Here is an 18,377-nt window from a genome sequence, read left to right on the forward strand (position 1 = left end):
GCTATGAATTTAACAAAAAAGCATATTTTAATCATAGACACTTTATTAAAAACGATAGAAGCAGAAGATAGATTGGCATTCAACTTGAATATCTCAACACGCACGTTAGCAAATTATTTAAGTCAAATACAAGACTATTTTCAAGAGTCTGTTACACTTTCGAGGCAGCATGGGAGAGTTGAATTACACATTATAAATGAAAAACTTTTTAATAAGTTATACGAAGTGCTCTTCCAAGAATTAAAAGATGGACAAGAACAGGAAACTAAATTGATTTATCATATTTATCTTTATTTATTAAGTCAAGAAGTGAATAAAATAGATGATATTGCCGATACATTTTTTATTAGTAAGAGTGGCGCTAATAAGTTATTGAGTCATTTGAAGTCACTTTTAGTCCCATACAATATTCGTATTGAAGGTGTTCCGAATGTAGGGTTGAAGATCCAAGGAAATGAATTCCAAATTCGAAAAAGTTTGTTAGAAGTATTTGCTGAGCAGATAAAAGGGGATATAGATGAAATATCACAGCAATTATTAGAATGTATCTCATACAAATACAATTTGGAAGAAACGACCAAGCGAAGATTATTTGATGCGTTTGTCATTTCAGAGCAGCGTTTACGATATGGCCATTCAATAGCAGAGAAACTGAATCATAATGAAGAAATATACAGCGCACAGTTCTTTGAAGAGTTTCAAAAGATTAAAGATAGATGGATTGAAATGTATCATGTGACGTATCCAGACGATGAAGTGTTGCTAATGGTTTTACAGCTTATTGGAAGACGTGCTACATTATTAAGTTTTTTAAATGAGTCAGATTACTACGCATTATTGGAAGACATCATTGAGAAAACAATTGAAGATATTGAATACTATTTTTCAATAAAGATTGATCCCGAGATTTTTAGTTTTGATATTAAGCAACATCTTAATTACATGATTAATCGTTTAATTTTCGATATTCATATTGAGAATACTTTGATTAATGACATTCAACAGCGATATCCATTCGCTTATGAACTGTCTAAAGTATTAGCTTGGAATATAGAAGAAAAGTTTGATGTTGATGTACCTATTAATGAATTAGGATTTCTATCTCTTTATTTTAGTGTCTACTTAGCTGAAATAGAGAGGAGGATCAGAGAAGTTAGATCAATTGCTGTTATTACAGATCAAGGATTAAGTATGACAAAGTTACTTGTTTCCAATTTAAGAAGGATTTTTGGCGAGCAGGTGCTTATTGACGTCTTTACAGTAGAAGAACTGGAAAAAGCTACCTTAGATAATTATAAATTGAAAGTATCAAACGTTAATTTGAACAAAATGTTTAATGAGATTGTTTATATTGGTAATCTACTCGATACACAGCAACTCAAGGCAAAAATTGAGAGATTTCTCATATACAAAGATGTCAAAAGTAGAAAATTTTATAGTGATAGTGAAATTGTCAACCATACGTCTAATAAAGATTTCACACTTCTAACAAAAAGTGAGGGTAACTATCAAGACTTAGTCATTAAGATGGTTGATGAACTAATCGCTGAGGGGAAGGTTGAAGCGTTATTTAAGGAAAGAATCTTAAGTAAAGAAGTACAGCGATCAACTGAATATAAGAAGTTAGGATTTCCACATGCTGATTATGATGGAGATGAGATTTATTTAAAAATTGGCTTAATTCATGATGCAGACATAGAAGATTTAAAGATCATCATTTTACTGGCAATTCCTAACAAGGTGCAGAATGTTGCAGCAATTATTCGATTATACGAAGAAATTTTAGCAGTGGGCTCGAATGAATACGTATTGAATAAAATGAATGACATCGATAATTATGTTGACTTTGCCAGATTATTAAATAACGAAATGAGGGAATGATATGTTCTTTATTGTGCTTATCGTGCTAGCAGCAGTAGGCTATGCAATACAATATTTTCTTGGACTACTTCAAATCAAAAACTTTTCTAAAAATTATATTGATATGAGACATAATGGACGTGTAGCTATTGGGAGAAAACCTTCAATATTTAAAGCAGGAACGATTGTACTCGTGCAAATCAATAAAAAGAAGCTGATAGAAGAAGTACGATATATGCAAGGTGTTACGGTCTTTGCCAAGTTTAAAAAAATAGATGATTTAAATGGATTACGCATTGACAAGTTGACAATGGATGATTTGAAATCTTATAACAAATTGTTTGCAATGGCGATTATAGATTCAAGAAATACATTTAATGTAATCCAAAGTGGTGGAGAAATTAAAAATATACCATCACCATTTAAGAGAGCATTAAACAATATTAACAAAGTTTTTAAGAAAAGAGAGGTATATTAGATGGATATTTTGGTAAAAGCGGCAGAAGGTTTTATTAATCTTTTTCAAACAGGTGCAGATACATTTATCAATTGGATGACATCGATTGTCCCTTTAGTATTAATGTTATTGATTGCGATGAATACATTAATTCAGTTGGTGGGAGAACAAAAAATTAATAAGATTGCCCAAAAATCAGCAGGAAATCCGTTGCTTAGATATTTGGTATTACCATTCTTAGGTTCATTTATGTTAGCAAATCCAATGGTACATTCACTCGGACGCTTCATGCCTGAGAAGTATAAGCCAAGCTATTTTGCCTCAGCAGCACAGTTTGCACACACAAGTAATGGTTTGTTTCCACATATCAACCCAGCTGAGTTGTTTATCTTTTTAGGTATTGCGAACGGTATTTCACAGTTAGGCTTACCTATGACAGATTTAGCTGTAAGATATATGTTGGTAGGTCTTGTTTTAAACTTTATTGGTGGTTGGGTAACGGATTTTACGACAAGTTTTGTTGAAAAGCAGCAGGGTGTCAAATTGAGCAAAGAAGTCCACTTGGAAGGGAAGTAGATTAACATGATGAAAAAAGCAAAAATTGTAAAAGGTCCGGGCGGCTTCGGAGGTCCATTAGAAATTGGCATCAATGGTGAGAAGAATAAGCTTGTTTATATTACAGGTGGTCATAAACCAATAGTGGTTGATAAGATATGTGACATTACAGGTGCAACAGCAGTAAATGGATTTGAGACATCTGTACCAGAAAATGAAATCATGGCAGCGGTTATAGATTGTGGTGGTACTTTGAGATGTGGTATATACCCTCAAAAAGGAATTCCAACAATTAATATTATGGCAACAGGTAAAAGCGGGCCATTAAGACAATTTATTACTGAAGACATATATGTATCAAATGTCGATGTTAATCAAGTGAGTGCAGTTGGTGGTGGTTCTGATGTACCGTCTAATACAGTTCAAGAGGAATCAACCATAGCAAAATCAAAAACAGAAAGAAAGTACTCTGCTGACAAAAAGATTATGGAGACGAGAGCAGAACAAGAAAATAAGTCATTATTAACCAAAATTGGATTAGGGGCAGGCAAGGTTATCAATACATTTTATCAAGCTTCACGTGATGCGGTCGAAACAATGCTGCATACGATTATTCCTTTTATGGGGTTTGTTGCGCTGTTAATCGGTATTATTCAAGGTTCAGGTATCGGTGATCTATTTGCTAAATTCATGTCGCCATTTGCAGGGACAGTCTGGGGACTTATGTTAATTGGTTTTGTATGTTCACTGCCATTTTTAAGCCCATTCCTAGGACCGGGTGGTGTCATTGGACAAGTGCTAGGGACACTTATTGGTGTTGAGATTGGTAAAGGAAATATCCCACCAAGCCTAGCATTGCCAGCACTTTTTGCGATTAACACACAGAATGCTTGTGACTTTATACCGGTAGGGCTTGGACTAGCAGAAGCGGAGACGGAAACAATCGAAGTCGGTGTGCCCTCAGTCTTATATTCTAGATTCTTGAATGGTGCACCGCGGGTATTTATCGCATGGCTAGCAAGCTTTGGACTTTATGACGCATAAATAATGGAGGTAAGGAAATGTATCAAACACAAGTTAAATCAATCGGAGTAAGCGCGGAAGCATTTCTCCAAGAAAAAATGGTGATTTTATTTGGCGAAAATGCCCCACAAGAGCTCATAGACTTTTGTTATATTATTCAAGTGAACAATGTTGAATCTATTAATGAAGCACAAAGATTATATGTAGATGGTGCGGCCTATCGTATTACTAAAGTGGGTAAGGCAGTTGAAAAGAATTTGAAAGACTTGGGGCATATCACATTAAAATTTGATGGTAGTACTGTTGCTGAACAATCAGGAACATTATATTTAGAAGATAAAGAAGTACCAGCATTTAAGGAAGGTACAATTATAGAAATTAAATAACAATAAATAGTATGTCTAGGGTCTGAGATATTAATAGAAGTATTCAATTTTCATGTAGAAGGCAGTAGCTGACTGGTGTAACAGTATGCTTTGACAACCTTTTTCACGCCAACTCAGCCTTGACGGGGTGGGACAACGGAATCTTTTTAGAAAATGAGTTTCTGCCCACCCCCAAGGCATGCTGTTTATTTACAGGCATTATCGTGAATAGTAAATGTTTGAGCATCTACATCGAGTGAAGCGGTAGCGCCATATGGAATAATGCATTTTGGTTCGTTATGCCCAAAGCTAGCATTGTAGAAAACAGGTGTATCGTGTAAATTAAAATTCTCTAACATTGCTTGCCATGTCCGTTTATAAGATTCATAACCTTCGCCGTTTTGTGGCTTACCAATGATAATGCCGTTAACATTTTTTAAAATTTGTTTTGTGCCAAGAAATTCAATAAATTCAGCTAATAATGGGACAGAAAGCGGTTCTTCTGAGTTCTCAAGAAATAAGATTTTATCTTTAAATGCATCTGCGTCGGGAAAAATAGGTGTTTCTTTTATGCTATTTAAGCTTTCAATACAACCGCCGAGTAGTTGTCCTGTGGCACGACCGACACCGTTAATGATTTCGTAGTTATGATTTTCTATTTTAGGACGAGGCGTTGTGTGTGTTCTTTCATGCCATAACAGACCGAAGCGACGGCAATATGGTGATGTTGGAATGTTACCAACAGGCTCGCTCTGGAACAGGGTCTGACGAATCCAATGTGTGGTGTAGTCGTCCATTTCAACATTTTCCGCAAAGTCCGTGAGTATAGCTGGCCCATAGAATGAAGCGATACCTTGTTGATATAAAAATAAATGGAGTGATGTCGCATCCGAATAACCCATAAATATTTTCGGGTTATTTTTGATTATGTCAGTATCTAAATACTCAGTAACTCTGATTGAATCTATACCACCAATAAATGTGATAATCGCCTTGATTGTTGGATCAGCGAAGGCATTGTTTAAGTCTTCTGCACGTTTCTGAGGGTGATGTTGTACATAATCTATTCCTTTCAACGCATATGGCATGATTTTGACCTTGAGTTGAAAATCTTCTTCTAACCGTTTAATAGCGGTATTTACACGATGTTGAATTTCTGCTTCTCCCGCAAGTCCAGATGAAGGTGAGACAAGTGCAACAGTGTCTCCAGGTTGAAGTGCGTGTGGTTTTTGTAGATATGTCATAAAAAGCCCCCTTTGTTTCGTATCTTTTTGAATAATAAAATAATATCATAAATATAGAGTTCTGAAAATTATGAATAAATTTATTGAATGAATAGGACAATGGGATCTCATTTTTCTAAAAGATGTCATTATCCCAGTCATCAAGGGTGAGTAGAAAACTTGAAAAAGTGCCTGCTAGTCGGTTACTGTTTTTTACAATTTTTCTCGCTTTGGGGAGTGTTTTCTATATAATGCGCCAGTCTGATGTGTAAGTGGTACGACTAATTGCTGACGGTAAGACAAGTTTTCAAAAATTGGATTGACATATGAAGAAAAGAGTAAAAAAGAAATGATCATCATTATGATTTATGAATGAGTCATAGAAAAGTGCACGATATGCGATATAATTCATACCGTGCACTTTCTTCATTTATAATTCTTCGCCGTTTGTTGCGATGATTTGTTTGTACCAGTTGAATGAGTCTTTCTTTAAGCGTTGTTTGCTACCATTGCCGTAATCATCTTGATCAACGTAGATAAAACCATAACGCTTAGACATTTCACTCGTTGACATAGAGATAAGGTCAATCGGTCCCCAAGCGAGGTAGCCCATTAATTCTACGCCGTCTTGTACTGCTTTTTTCGCTTGTTGGATGTGTTGTTGTAAATAATCAATACGATAATTATCATGAACCGTACCATCAACGACTTCATCGATTGCGCCTAACCCATTCTCAACAATAAAGAGCGGTTTTCTATAACGATCCCATAGTTCATTTAATACAACTCTCAAACCTATTGGGTCGATTTGCCAACCCCAATCTGAAGCTTCAAGGTAAGGATTTTTCAGGCTGTTCATCAAGTTGCCTGCCGTTGTTTCACCTTCAGGCGTGTGCGAAGATAACAATGACATGTAATAGCTGAATGATATATAATCTACAGGATACTGTTTCAAGATATCTAAATCATCGTCTTTAATATCTAACACAATGTTGTTATCTGCTAAAAATTGCATATAATAATTTGGATATTCGCCTCTTGCATGAACATCAGTATACATTAAGTTCATTTGATCTTGTTGTTGTGCTTTCAAAACATCCTCAGGGTGACAAGTATATGGATAATGTTTCATGCGTGCTAACATGCATCCCATTTGGGCACCTGGGATAATTTCTTTCAAACGTTTCGTTGCAAGGGCAGATGCGACAAATTGGTGGTGCAATGCTTGATAAGAAGTTGCGAGTGGGTTTTTGAGTCTATCTGAAATAATCCCACCACCTGTAAAAGGTGAAATATTGATAATGTTAATTTCATTAAACGTCATCCAATATTTGACATCATTTTGATACCGAGTAAATACTGTTTCAGCATAACGCATGAAATGATCAATCACTTCACGATTAACCCATCCATTGTAGCGTTCCGTTAGTCCAAAGGGTGTTTCATAATGACTTAACGTTACGACAGGTTCAATGTTGTATGATTTTAAGGTTTTGAATACATCATCATAAAAGGCGAGTCCTGCTTCGTTGGGTGTTTCATCGTAGCCATTAGGGAAAATACGCGACCAATGAATCGACATGCGGAAGGCTTTGAAGCCCATTTCAGCAAAAAGTTTTATATCTTCTTTATAGGTGTGATAGAAGTCAATACCCTGTCTTTTTGGGAAATGCCCGTTGTATGTGCCAGACTTAACTTTATCAATAAAATCTGACGTCACTTCCATATGATTGTCTTTGGTGCGTTGATCTTTCGGAATATATTCCACAAAGTCAGCACTTGAAAGCCCTTTGCCATCGATATTATAAGCTCCTTCAATTTGGTTAGCAGCCGTTGCGCCACCCCATAGAAAGTTTTGTGGAAAGCCTGTGATTTTTTGCATGAATATACCTCCTAATATGTTAAATCTTCTCCGTTGGTATTAATGACTTTTTGATACCAATAAAAAGAATCTTTGCGCAGTCGTTGCAATGTACCGTTTCCTTCATTATCACGGTCTACGTAAATAAAGCCATAACGTTTCTTCATTTCACCACTACCTGCAGATACGAGGTCAATGCATCCCCAAGATGTATAACCAATCAATGGCACACCATCTTTGACTGCCTCTATCATCTGTGCAATATGGTCACTCAAATATTGAATACGATAAACATCGTGGATTTTGCCATCAGATGTGACATGATCAATTTCTCCCAAGCCATTTTCAACAATAAAAAGTGGTTTTTGATAGCGATCATAAATTTGATTCATTGTGACACGTAAGCCAACAGGGTCAATTTGCCAACCCCAGTTAGAAGCTTCTAAGTAAGGGTTTCTTAGAGAAGCAAAGGCATTTCCATCGCCTTTTTGTTTGTTGACTTCTGGATCGCCACTTTCCAAGCGACTTGAATAATAAGAAAATGAGATAAAGTCTACGGGATATTGCTTCAGAATTTCATCATCACCGAGTTGTTTGTCGATAGTAATACCTAATTCTTTAAACATGCGTTGACTATAGGTTGGATAAGCGCCTCTTGCTTGAACATCGATAAAAATGTATTGCTCTCTATTTTTAGATAATGCAGCCATCATATCATTGGGATGACAAGTGTGCGGGTAGACTTCCCCCGCAGCGAGCATACAGCCAATTTGGTTTGTGGGATCCACTTCTTTGGCGATTTTTGTAGCAAGACTAGATGCCACAAGTTGATGGTGTGCTGCTTGATACATTACTTGTTCACGATGATCGGAATCTTGAATGATTAAGCCACCGCCAATATAAGGGATGTGTAAAATCATATTAATCTCATTATGCGTAATCCAATAGTTCACATAACGACTGTAACGTTTAAACAGTACAGTCGCATAGTTCACGTAACAGTCAATCGTACGTCGATCATACCAACCATTATAGTGTTCTGCTAAATAATAAGGTGTATCGAAGTGATTAATCGTTACAACAGGTTCAATATTGTAGCGTTCAAGTGTTTCGAATACTTTATCATAGAAAGCCAAACCTGCTTCGTTAGGTTCTTGCTCAATACCTTTTGGAAAAATACGTGGCCACGAAATCGATAAGCGTAATGCCTTAAATCCCATCTCTGCAAACAAACGAATATCTTCTTCATAATGATGATAGAAGTCAATAGATTCATGACTTGGATAGTAGTCGTATGTTTGTTTTAAGCCTTTTGCTGGATTGAACAGGGGAAGTTTACGTGCATCTCCAGCTGGCAACATATCTACCAGACTAAGCCCCTTACCATCAATGTTATAAGCGCCTTCTGCTTGATTGGCAGCAATAGCGCCACCCCATAGAAAATTGTTATTTAATACTGTCATCAGTCTACCTCCATTATTTAATAGACTACCTTAAGTAGTGTATCGTTTTCTGTCAGTGTTTGATCATCGTGTACAATGATATCTTGAGTCATAGCAGTATTGGTTACAACGATAATGACGCTATCGTCAAAACCGTGTTGACGAATCATCTCAGGGTCGAAGTCAATCAATGGTTGTCCTTTTGTGACACTTGTGCCTTGTTCCACGAGGGGATTAAAGCCTTGTCCTTCTAGCTTGACAGTATCAATACCAATATGAATCAGTAACTCCGTGCCAGTTGCTGACTTTAAGCCAATTGCATGACCAGTTGGGAAGAGGCTTTCAACTGTCGCATCAAACGGTGCAACGATACGGCTAGAAGTTGGTTGAATGGCGATACCTTTGCCCATTGCTAATGAAGAGAAGACAGGATCCGACACACTCGTTAAAGGAATAGGGTTGCCGCTTAATGGCGCACTAATCGATTCAACCGCTGTTTCTAGTGTAGCATCATTTGTTGGTTGTGTTGCGACATCGTTTGACTTTTGAGTCATCGGCAAAATCTTCTCTTTTTTATCAGAATAAGCGATATATCCTACAATTAGACCAACAAGCGTTGCAAGTGCTGTCCAAACGATAGATAACCATACAGTCATGTCCAAACCATTTTTCCCAATGAAAGCTGTATAACCGAAGACGCCTAAACCACCTATAAAGTAGAGTTTTGTTCCAGCAACCCCAATTAATGCGCCAAAAATACCACCAATGATACAACTGTAGATGAACAATTTTTTGCGTGGTAAAGTAATCCCGTATATAGCGGGTTCTGTGACACCAAAAATGCCAGAAATAGCAGCGGGAAGTGCTAAAGATTTTAACTTTTTGTTTTTGGTTTTAAAGAATAGACCAAGAACAATACCAGTTTGCGCAAATGATGCTGCGAAGATGAGTGGGCAAATAATATCCAAACCATTTGTCGCAATATTATTAATCATAATCGCAACAAGTCCCCAATGTAGTCCAAAAATGACAAATACTTGCCAGAAAGCACCGAGTAACAGACCAGCTAAAATAGGACTGAAGTCATAAATACTGAGTGCACCGAGACCAATCCAGTTACCTAACCATGATGATATTGGACCAATAATCAAAAATGTTAATGGCACGATAATTAAGAGTGTAAAAAAGGGTACTAAGAATGTTTTCACAACATCTGGAATGATGCGTTTTAGTTGACGTTCAATGATGCTTGCGAAATAAACAGCAAAAACAATAGGAATGACACTTGATGTGTACGTCATCGATATAACAGGGATTCCTAAAAACGATAAGTTTGACGCTGTTTCAAATGCAGTGCCCGCGAATAAAGTTTTGGCACCTTCAGCCCCTAAAGCCATCGCACCAACAAGTGTTGGATAAACGAGTGTTGCACCGATAGCCATTCCAATAAATGGGTTAGAACCGAACTTTTTAGCAGTGGTTAGCCCTAGAAAGATTGGAAAGAAGTAGAACAAGGCATCCCCAATTGCAAATAAAATTTGATAAGTACCGGATGTCTCAGTGAGCCACCCGAGTGCAAGTAATAATGCCGCAAAGCCTTTGATCATCCCGGCAGTGACTAGGACACCGAGTATTGGTTGGAAAATACCTGAGATTAAGTCGATAAAACGATTGAAGAGGCTTCCGGAATAATGCGTTTCTTCTGTTTGACTACTGTTGTCATTGAGACAGGCAACTTGATTGACCGCAGCATATACATCTGGGACATGGTTACCAATCACAACTTGGTACTGTCCACCAGACTGCATCACTGTGACAATCTCTTCATGTTTTTTTAAATAATCGGTGTCTGCTTTGCTTTCGTCTTTCAATTTAAAGCGTAATCGAGTAATACAATGTGTTAAAGAAATGATATTGTCACGACCACCTACTTTATCAACAATATCGTGTGCAAGTTGTTCGTATTTCATCTTTATTTCACCTCGAATTATGAATGTTAAATATTGGCTACAGTTGAGAAAGTCCATGGAAACAGTCAGAGAGTACAAGAAAAACCCAGAATAATACACACGAATCCCTTTATGGTTTCGCAATGCATTACTCTGGGTTTTGCCTACTGAAAGTTACAATCCCAAACGCCTACATGTGACGTTTAAAGTAACGTAATATTTAGATTAATCTCAGATAACTTTTTTGTGTTTTTGTGTCAACGCTTTCATTATTATTTCAATAAACGGGCAATATGAAGAATCAAGTAGACACGTTCATCAGTCGAAAGTTGATGGTGGTATTGTTGGTATAAGAAATCTGCTATTTTATCGATACACGCATCGGCTTGAGGGTTCTTGATTTGAAGTGACTTTAACAGAGCTGTATCTGTAACTTCATGAAGTGATTGATGGTTGATGAGACGCTGGCTGAAAAATTTGAGGTGCGTCACAAAGCGTGAATAGTGCAATTTATCTTCTTGAACATGCAAGTTGAAATGATAACGCACAATATCAAGGATGCTTTTCGTTATTTTAGTGATTTCATAAATGTTCGAGATTTGTTCATCCATACTTGCGTTTACAATGTGCATCGCAATAAAGCCAATCTCATCTTGTGGTAATGCAACGTTAAAGTACGCATTAATTTGTGTCAAACCTTGTTCTGCCACTTCATACTCTTTCGGATATAGCATGCGAATTTCATACAGCAACGGATTCTTAATCGTGTAGCCTTCTTGTACGCGTTCGATTGCATAATTGATATGATCCGTTAGCGCAATATAAATCGATTCTGATAGATGTGTACGATACAATTGATTCGCCGCATGAATAATCCGTTCTGTCACAGTGAAAACATCTGGATTGATTTCGTTAAATAGTGTTAGCATGCGCTCTTGTTCTTGTGTTGTCAGCCGGAAAACTTTCTCAATCTTATCACGGTCTAACTTTTGCCCATTTTTCTTACCAAACGCCAGACCCGTCCCCATGACAATGCGTTCTTCACCATTAATCTTAGAAAGTACGACATTGTTATTTAAGATTTTTGTAATTTTCATCTTATCCAGTCCTTTAATTTAGTAAATAATTGCACACCTTAAATATAGAGTAAAGTCGTGTTGGACGTCAAAAAATAGGGAGGGTGGGTAGACATCTCATTTTATTAAAAATTTCTTTGTTTTACTTCATCTGGCCTAGTCTTCTGCATCACTTTCTTTATTTTGAATATTTCTATTAACGTCCCATTTTTAGATTTACTTTCTAAAGAATATGGTATGATAAGAGGGATAAAATAAATAATTTAGAAATTTAAGACATGGACAAAACTGGTAAATATAATCGTTAACATGACACAGTAGCAGAAGGGATGAATGCAGATGGCTTATCAGAGTGAATATGCTTTAGAGAATGAAGTGCTCAACCAATTAGAGAACATGGGGTATGAACGTGTTAACATTCGTGATAATGAAGCGTTAATACAAAACTTCAGAGAGATTGTAAATGAGCGTCATATTGACAAAGAGTTAAAACACAAACCGTTATCAGACAGAGAGTTTGAGCGCATGATGACGGATATTAATGGTAAGTCAGTATTCGATAGTGCACGTATTCTACGCGATAAATATACATTGAAGCGTGACGATGAAAGCAGTGTACATATTGACTTTTTAAATACTGAAAAGTGGTGTCAAAATAAGTTTCAAGTTACAAACCAAGTAAGTGTGCAGGATAAATATAAGAGTCGTTATGACGTTACAATTTTGATTAATGGGTTGCCACTTGTTCAGATAGAATTGAAGCGAAGTGGTGTGGCCATTTCAGAAGCATTCAATCAAGTGGAACGCTATCGTAAGCAAAATTTTACGGGGCTATTTCGTTACATTCAGCTTTTTGTGATTAGTAACAAAATGGAAACACGTTACTATGCGAATAGTGATAAGCAAATATTGAAAAGCCATATGTTTTATTGGAGCAATGAAAAGAATGAACGTATTAATCGTTTAGAGCAATTTGTGGGAGACTTTTTAGAGCCTTGTCAAATTGCTAAAATGATTAGTCGCTATATGATTGTGAATGAGACTGATAAATTCATCATGGCGTTACGTCCTTACCAAGTCTATGCTGTTGAAAAAATCATTGAACGTGCGTTAGAAACAAATAACAATGGTTATATTTGGCATACGACAGGAAGTGGTAAGACATTAACATCATTTAAAGCGAGTCAAATTTTATCAAATCAATCAGGCATTAAGAAAGTAATTTTCTTAGTTGACCGCAAAGACTTAGACAGTCAAACGTTAGCGGAGTTTAATAAATTTCAACAGGATTCAGTTGATTTAACGGATAACACACAAAAGTTATTAAAACAATTGGGCAACCCTATGTCACGTTTAATTGTGACGACCATACAAAAAATGTCCAATGCAATTAAGTCGGGCCATTCAGTCATGGATCAATATGAAGATGAAAAAGTTATATTTATTATTGATGAATGTCATCGAACACAATTTGGTGATATGCATCGTTCGATTCGTCAACATTTCAAAAATGCTCAATATTTTGGTTTTACAGGGACACCACGTTTTGAAGAAAATAAAAGCCAAGATGGTCGTGCAACAGCTGATATTTTTGGTAAGTGTTTACACCATTATTTGATTAAAGATGCAATTAGAGACGGCAATGTATTAGGTTTTTCTGTTGATTATGCACGAACATTCAACCCTAAAGAAGACCTATCAGAAGAATATGTAAAAGACATCGATACAGCTGAGATATGGATGGCGCCAGAACGTATTAATCAAATTACAGAGCATATTATTCATAATTATAATAAGAAAACGATTCAGGGTAAATATACAGCTATGTTAACTGTACAAAGTATTCCAATGGCTGTGGCATATTACAATGCATTCAAAAAAGCGAAAGCAGAAGGCAAACATCAGTTAAATGTTACAACTATTTTTACGTATGGATCAAATGAAGACACACATGAAGAGGAAAACTATGTGCATAGTAGAGAAGTATTGGATGAAGTGATGGCTGATTTTAACCAAACATTTGGAACGAATCATTCAACTGATTACTTTGAAGGCTTTTTCTCAGATGTATCAAAGAAAATGAAGCGTGTGACACCTGGAGAAAAGATTGATCTTCTCATTGTTGTTAATATGTTTTTAACGGGTTTTGATAGTAAAAAGCTAAACACTTTGTACGTGGATAAAAACTTACAATATCATGATTTAATTCAGGCATATTCAAGAACAAATCGTGTTGAAGCAGAAACAAAACCATATGGTAACATTGTGTGCTACCGTGATTTAAAACAACAAACAGATGAAGCGATTAGCATTTTCTCAGATACAGATGATACAGATACAGTGTTAAGTCGTTCTTATGAAGAGTATTTAGCGGCATTTGAAGATGGTCTAAAACAGCTTTATCTCATTGCCCCTACACCTGATCGTGTTGATCAATTAGAAAGAGAAGATGACCAGAAAGCATTTGTACTTGCATTTAGAGAATTAGCGAATGTTTTATTAATGCTTAAGACTTTTGAAGACTTTGAGTTTACAAAGGCACATCTGGGTATAGATGAACAAACTTTTGAAGATTATAAAGGGAAATATAGACACTTATATGACCTTGTTAAAAAGAGACATGACACGGGTGATGAGAAAGTATCTGTACTAGACGATATCGATTTTAATATCGAGATTATGAGAAATGATACAATTAATGTACAATATATTATGGATTTAATTAGTCAATTAGACCTTGATGACGTACACGAACAAGAAAAAGCGAGAAAAGAAATCCACAAGCTCTTGAATAAAGCAGATGATGATCAATTGCGTCTAAAAGCAGACTTAATCCGTCAATTCATTGATAAAATTGTTCCAACATTACGTAAGGGAACAGACATCAATGAAATGTATTACAAATTTGAAGACGAAACAAAAAGTGAAGAAATTCAGACATTCGCTGAAGAAAAGGCATATCCATCAGAATGGCTCGGCAGTATTATTGAGGAGTATGAATATAGTGGCAATATCAATAAAGATACACTCGATAAGGGATTAGATGGTGGACTTTTCATCAGAAGAAAGAAATCAAAAGAGATTAAAAGTTTTATTATTGATATGGCTAGAAAATATGGTAATTTTGAGTAATAATCAAGAGAAATATTTGTAGTAATAAAAAACTACAAATATTTCTCTTGTTTTTTTGCGACACTCAAGATATAATTAAATTGAAATGAAGTAGATTGATATTACAAAGGAGGAAGCGCTTATTACATCTTTAATAAACTATCATAGTGGTGTGATCTTGAGTCGACTCAACCGTTATGAAGACCCTAAAGGAAAAGTATATGCAATTTATGACCAAAATCTTATGAATAAAGATATGGGGATTTTTAATAAGGATGCACCAGACGCGAATTACATGGTATTGACATCTGATAATAAGGCTCCTTGTTTAGAAGCGGGACAATTGGTTTTTAATACAATTAGCGGAGAATGTGCCATTGTCAGTGAGGAACATTCTGGTGCGATATTACCATATAATTTCACGAGAATAGAAGTAGATAAATCGCGTATTTATCCAAGATATTTAATGTATTGGTTTAATCAATCACCGCAAGCTTTAAAGCAGCTGCATTTATTTAAGCAAGGTGGCAGCATGATAAAAAAAATCACACATCATCAATTACAAGAATTAGAGATTAGCTTACCACCACTGGAAAAACAGAAAGTAATTGGTAACCTTGCATACAAACGCACAAAACTAAAGTATTTGAAAGACAGAAGAGCGTATCTAATGGATCAGTACTTGTCAGCAATAATATTTAAGGAGGAACAATAATATGTCAGTGACAGAAAAACAACGTCAACAGCAAGCAGAGTTACAAAAGAAATTATGGAGTATTGCCAATGATTTAAGAGGAAATATGGATGCTAGTGAGTTTAGAAACTATATTCTAGGGCTTATTTTCTACCGTTATCTATCAGAAAAAACAGAAGATATGGTTCAATATTTATTAAAAGACGATGGCGATATTACATATGAAGAAGCTTGGGCGAATGAAGAATATAGAGAAGCATTAGAAGAAGAGTTATTAGACAGAATCGGTTATGTGATTGAGCCACAAGACTTGTTTAGTACGCTTGTAAGACAAATTGAAAATCAAGAATTTGATATTAAAGAATTGATTGGTTATTTACATACTGCTATTACGAATATTGAAGATTCAACGAGAGGACAAGAAAGTGAAGACGACTTCAATCATTTATTCGATGATATGGATTTGACATCAACGCGTCTTGGAAAAACAAACTTAGATCGCTCAAAGCTTATTGCTAAAGTGATGATGAATCTTGCAACATTACCATTTGTACAAAGTGATTTAGAAATCGATATGTTAGGTGACGCGTATGAATACTTGATTGGACAATTTGCAGCAACAGCAGGGAAAAAAGCAGGAGAATTCTACACACCTCAACAAGTCTCAAAAATATTAGCGAAAATTGTTACGACTAACAAGAAAGACTTGAAGAACGTATATGACCCAACGTGTGGTTCTGGCTCATTGCTATTAAGAGTTGGTCAAGAAGCTAATGTACGTCATTATTACGGACAAGAATATAACAGTACAACGTTTAACTTGGCACGTATGAATATGTTGTTACACGATGTTAAGTATCATGATTTTACAATTGAAAATGGTGATACATTAGAAAATCCTGCCCTAGTTGATCAAAGGTTTGAAGCAGTAGTAGCCAATCCGCCTTACAGTGCCAAATGGAGTTCAGACCCTAAGTTTTTAGATGATGAACGTTTTAGCAACTATGGGAAACTAGCGCCTAAATCAAAAGCAGATTTTGCCTTTGTTCAACACATGATTCATCACTTAGATGAGAATGGCACAATGGCGGTTGTATTACCACATGGTGTGCTATTTAGAGGTGCAGCAGAAGGTACCATTCGTCGTTACTTAATTGAAGAGAAAAACTATTTAGATGCGATTATTGGTTTACCATCTAACTTATTCTTTGGTACAAGTATTCCGACGTGTATTTTAGTGTTCAAAAAATGTCGAGAATCAGAAGATGATGTGCTATTTATCGATGCATCACAATCATTTGAAAAAGGCAAAAATCAAAACCATTTATCAGATGAAGATGTAGATAAAATTGTCAACACATATCGAAATCGAGAGGAAATAGAGAAATATAGTCATTTAGCGTCTTTAGATGAAATTAAAGAAAATGACTATAACCTCAATATACCAAGATATGTTGATACCTTTGAAGAAGAAGCGCCTATTGATTTAGAAGCTGTGCAACAAGAGTTAAGTCAGTTAGATGATGAAATAGCCACAATCGAAAAAGAAATTGAAGGTTATTTGAAAGAGTTAGGAGTGTTCCAACATGAAAAGTGATGGTAAAAATGTTCCTGAATTGAGATTCCCAGAGTTTAGTGGGGAGTGGGAAGAGAAGAAAATTGGAGAACTAGCAAATATTGTACGAGGAGCATCTCCTAGACCTATAAGTAATCCTATATGGTTTGATGATAATTCTGATATTGGTTGGCTGAGGATAGCTGATGTTACTGAACAGAATGGTAGAATTCATCACTTAAAGCAAAGAATTTCTGTTGATGGACAGGCTAAAACTAGGGTTGTTTTAGAAAAACATTTATTATTAAGTATTGCAGCAAGTGTAGGAAAACCAGTTATTAACTATGTCAAAACGGGTGTTCACGATGGCTTTTTAATTTTCAAAAACCCAGTATTTGACATTGAATTTATGTTTCAATGGTTAGAATTCTTTAAATACAAGTGGCAAAAGTATGGACAGCCAGGAAGCCAAACTAATTTAAATGCTGATATAGTAAAATTACAAGATATCTATATTCCAAATAGAGTGGAACAAATTAAGATAGGTGACTTTTTTAGCAAATTTGATCAACAAATTGAGTTGGAAGAGAAGAAGCTAGATTTGTTGGAGAAGCAGAAAAAGGGATATTTACAAAAGATTTTCTCTCAAGAGTGGCGTTTTAAGGGTGATGATGGCAATGAATATCCGGAGTGGGAAGAGAAAGAGTTGAGAGAGATAACAAAGTATAGTTCATCTAAAAGAAGTTCATCTGCTTTTAGTGATAACACGGTTTTACAGCTATACCCTGTTTATGACGCTAATAAAATAATTGGAACATCCGATGATTTTGATATAAAAGAAAGCTATATTTCAATCATTAAAGATGGAGCTGGTGTTGGTAGAATAGAATTGAGACCAGGACAAACATCTGTTATTAGCACTATGGGATATATCATGCCTAACAGAGTGGATGTTTGTTTTTTGTATTATAATTTGAAGCTAATTAGGTTAAGTAAGTATATAATTGGCAGTACAATTCCGCATATATATTATGGGGATTATTCTAGAGAAAAAATAAGGATACCGAGTAGTATTGAAGAGCAAAAGAAAATTGGGAGTTTTCTAGCAAAAATTGATGAATTGATAGAAAATAAATTCCAAAAGATTAATACACTTAGAGAGCAAAAACAAGGATTACTTCAAAAGATGCTTGTTTAATAATTAAA

The 18,377-nt window shown here is 35.6% G+C and carries 14 protein-coding genes; 9 read left to right on the forward strand and 5 right to left on the reverse strand.

The genetic code is table 11. From position 1 onward, the window contains the following. Positions 1-3 precede the first annotated feature (3 nt). From NXS11_RS03125 to NXS11_RS03145, 5 genes are read left to right on the forward strand one after another with little or no spacing between them, the layout of a single operon-like run. The gene (locus NXS11_RS03125) at positions 4-1,881 is read left to right on the forward strand and encodes a BglG family transcription antiterminator (protein WP_259198561.1); all 1,878 of its coding nucleotides are present in this window, start codon (positions 4-6) and stop codon (positions 1,879-1,881) included. A 1-nt stretch (position 1,882) separates the two neighbouring features. Then, positions 1,883-2,338, forward strand: a complete 456-nt coding sequence (locus tag NXS11_RS03130) for a transcriptional regulator GutM (protein ID WP_259198562.1) — start codon at positions 1,883-1,885, stop codon at positions 2,336-2,338. Beyond that, positions 2,339-2,893, forward strand: a complete 555-nt coding sequence (srlA, locus tag NXS11_RS03135; protein WP_259198564.1) for a PTS glucitol/sorbitol transporter subunit IIC — start codon at positions 2,339-2,341, stop codon at positions 2,891-2,893. A gap of 6 nt (positions 2,894-2,899) precedes the next feature. Then, positions 2,900-3,916, forward strand: a complete 1,017-nt coding sequence (gene srlE / locus NXS11_RS03140) for a PTS glucitol/sorbitol transporter subunit IIB (RefSeq protein ID WP_306345059.1) — start codon at positions 2,900-2,902, stop codon at positions 3,914-3,916. Between the two features lie 17 nt (positions 3,917-3,933). After that, positions 3,934-4,281, forward strand: a complete 348-nt coding sequence (locus NXS11_RS03145; RefSeq protein ID WP_259198566.1) for a PTS glucitol/sorbitol transporter subunit IIA — start codon at positions 3,934-3,936, stop codon at positions 4,279-4,281. Between the two features lie 185 nt (positions 4,282-4,466). Here the strand turns inward: NXS11_RS03145 and NXS11_RS03150 are convergent, their stop codons facing one another. The 5 genes from NXS11_RS03150 to licT all read right to left on the reverse strand — a co-directional run bounded on the left by NXS11_RS03150 (position 4,467) and on the right by licT (position 11,832). Next, on the reverse strand, positions 4,467-5,504 hold the full coding sequence (locus NXS11_RS03150; RefSeq protein ID WP_259198568.1) for a S66 family peptidase: 1,038 nt from the start codon (positions 5,502-5,504) through the stop codon (positions 4,467-4,469). Between the two features lie 409 nt (positions 5,505-5,913). Continuing rightward, the gene (locus tag NXS11_RS03155) at positions 5,914-7,365 is read right to left on the reverse strand and encodes a glycoside hydrolase family 1 protein (RefSeq protein WP_259198569.1); all 1,452 of its coding nucleotides are present in this window, start codon (positions 7,363-7,365) and stop codon (positions 5,914-5,916) included. Positions 7,366-7,376: 11 nt separating this feature from the next. Further along, positions 7,377-8,807: a 6-phospho-beta-glucosidase gene (locus NXS11_RS03160; RefSeq protein ID WP_259198572.1), complete on the reverse strand. Its 1,431-nt coding sequence runs from the start codon at positions 8,805-8,807 to the stop codon at positions 7,377-7,379. Positions 8,808-8,824: 17 nt separating this feature from the next. Further along, positions 8,825-10,756 (reverse strand): beta-glucoside-specific PTS transporter subunit IIABC, encoded by a 1,932-nt coding sequence (locus NXS11_RS03165; RefSeq protein ID WP_259198575.1) that lies wholly within the window; start codon positions 10,754-10,756, stop codon positions 8,825-8,827. A gap of 251 nt (positions 10,757-11,007) precedes the next feature. Beyond that, the gene (gene licT, locus NXS11_RS03170) at positions 11,008-11,832 is read right to left on the reverse strand and encodes a BglG family transcription antiterminator LicT (RefSeq protein WP_259198577.1); all 825 of its coding nucleotides are present in this window, start codon (positions 11,830-11,832) and stop codon (positions 11,008-11,010) included. A 318-nt stretch (positions 11,833-12,150) separates the two neighbouring features. Here licT and NXS11_RS03175 point away from each other — a divergent pair, with 318 nt between their 5' ends. The 4 genes from NXS11_RS03175 to NXS11_RS03190 all read left to right on the forward strand — a co-directional run bounded on the left by NXS11_RS03175 (position 12,151) and on the right by NXS11_RS03190 (position 18,369). After that, positions 12,151-14,943, forward strand: coding sequence for a type I restriction endonuclease subunit R (locus tag NXS11_RS03175; RefSeq protein WP_259198579.1), 2,793 nt, complete (start codon positions 12,151-12,153; stop codon positions 14,941-14,943). A 151-nt stretch (positions 14,944-15,094) separates the two neighbouring features. Continuing rightward, on the forward strand, positions 15,095-15,637 hold the full coding sequence (locus tag NXS11_RS03180) for a restriction endonuclease subunit S (RefSeq protein ID WP_259198581.1): 543 nt from the start codon (positions 15,095-15,097) through the stop codon (positions 15,635-15,637). Between the two features lies 1 nt (position 15,638). Further along, entirely contained in the window at positions 15,639-17,213 is a 1,575-nt protein-coding gene (locus tag NXS11_RS03185) for a type I restriction-modification system subunit M (protein ID WP_259198583.1), read from the forward strand. Then, the gene (locus NXS11_RS03190; protein WP_259198584.1) at positions 17,203-18,369 is read left to right on the forward strand and encodes a restriction endonuclease subunit S; all 1,167 of its coding nucleotides are present in this window, start codon (positions 17,203-17,205) and stop codon (positions 18,367-18,369) included. The genes NXS11_RS03185 and NXS11_RS03190 overlap by 11 nt, the downstream gene beginning before the upstream one ends. Positions 18,370-18,377 lie beyond the last annotated feature (8 nt).

This window comes from Staphylococcus americanisciuri (assembly GCF_024814435.1).
Classification (GTDB): Bacteria; Bacillota; Bacilli; order Staphylococcales; family Staphylococcaceae; genus Staphylococcus; species Staphylococcus americanisciuri.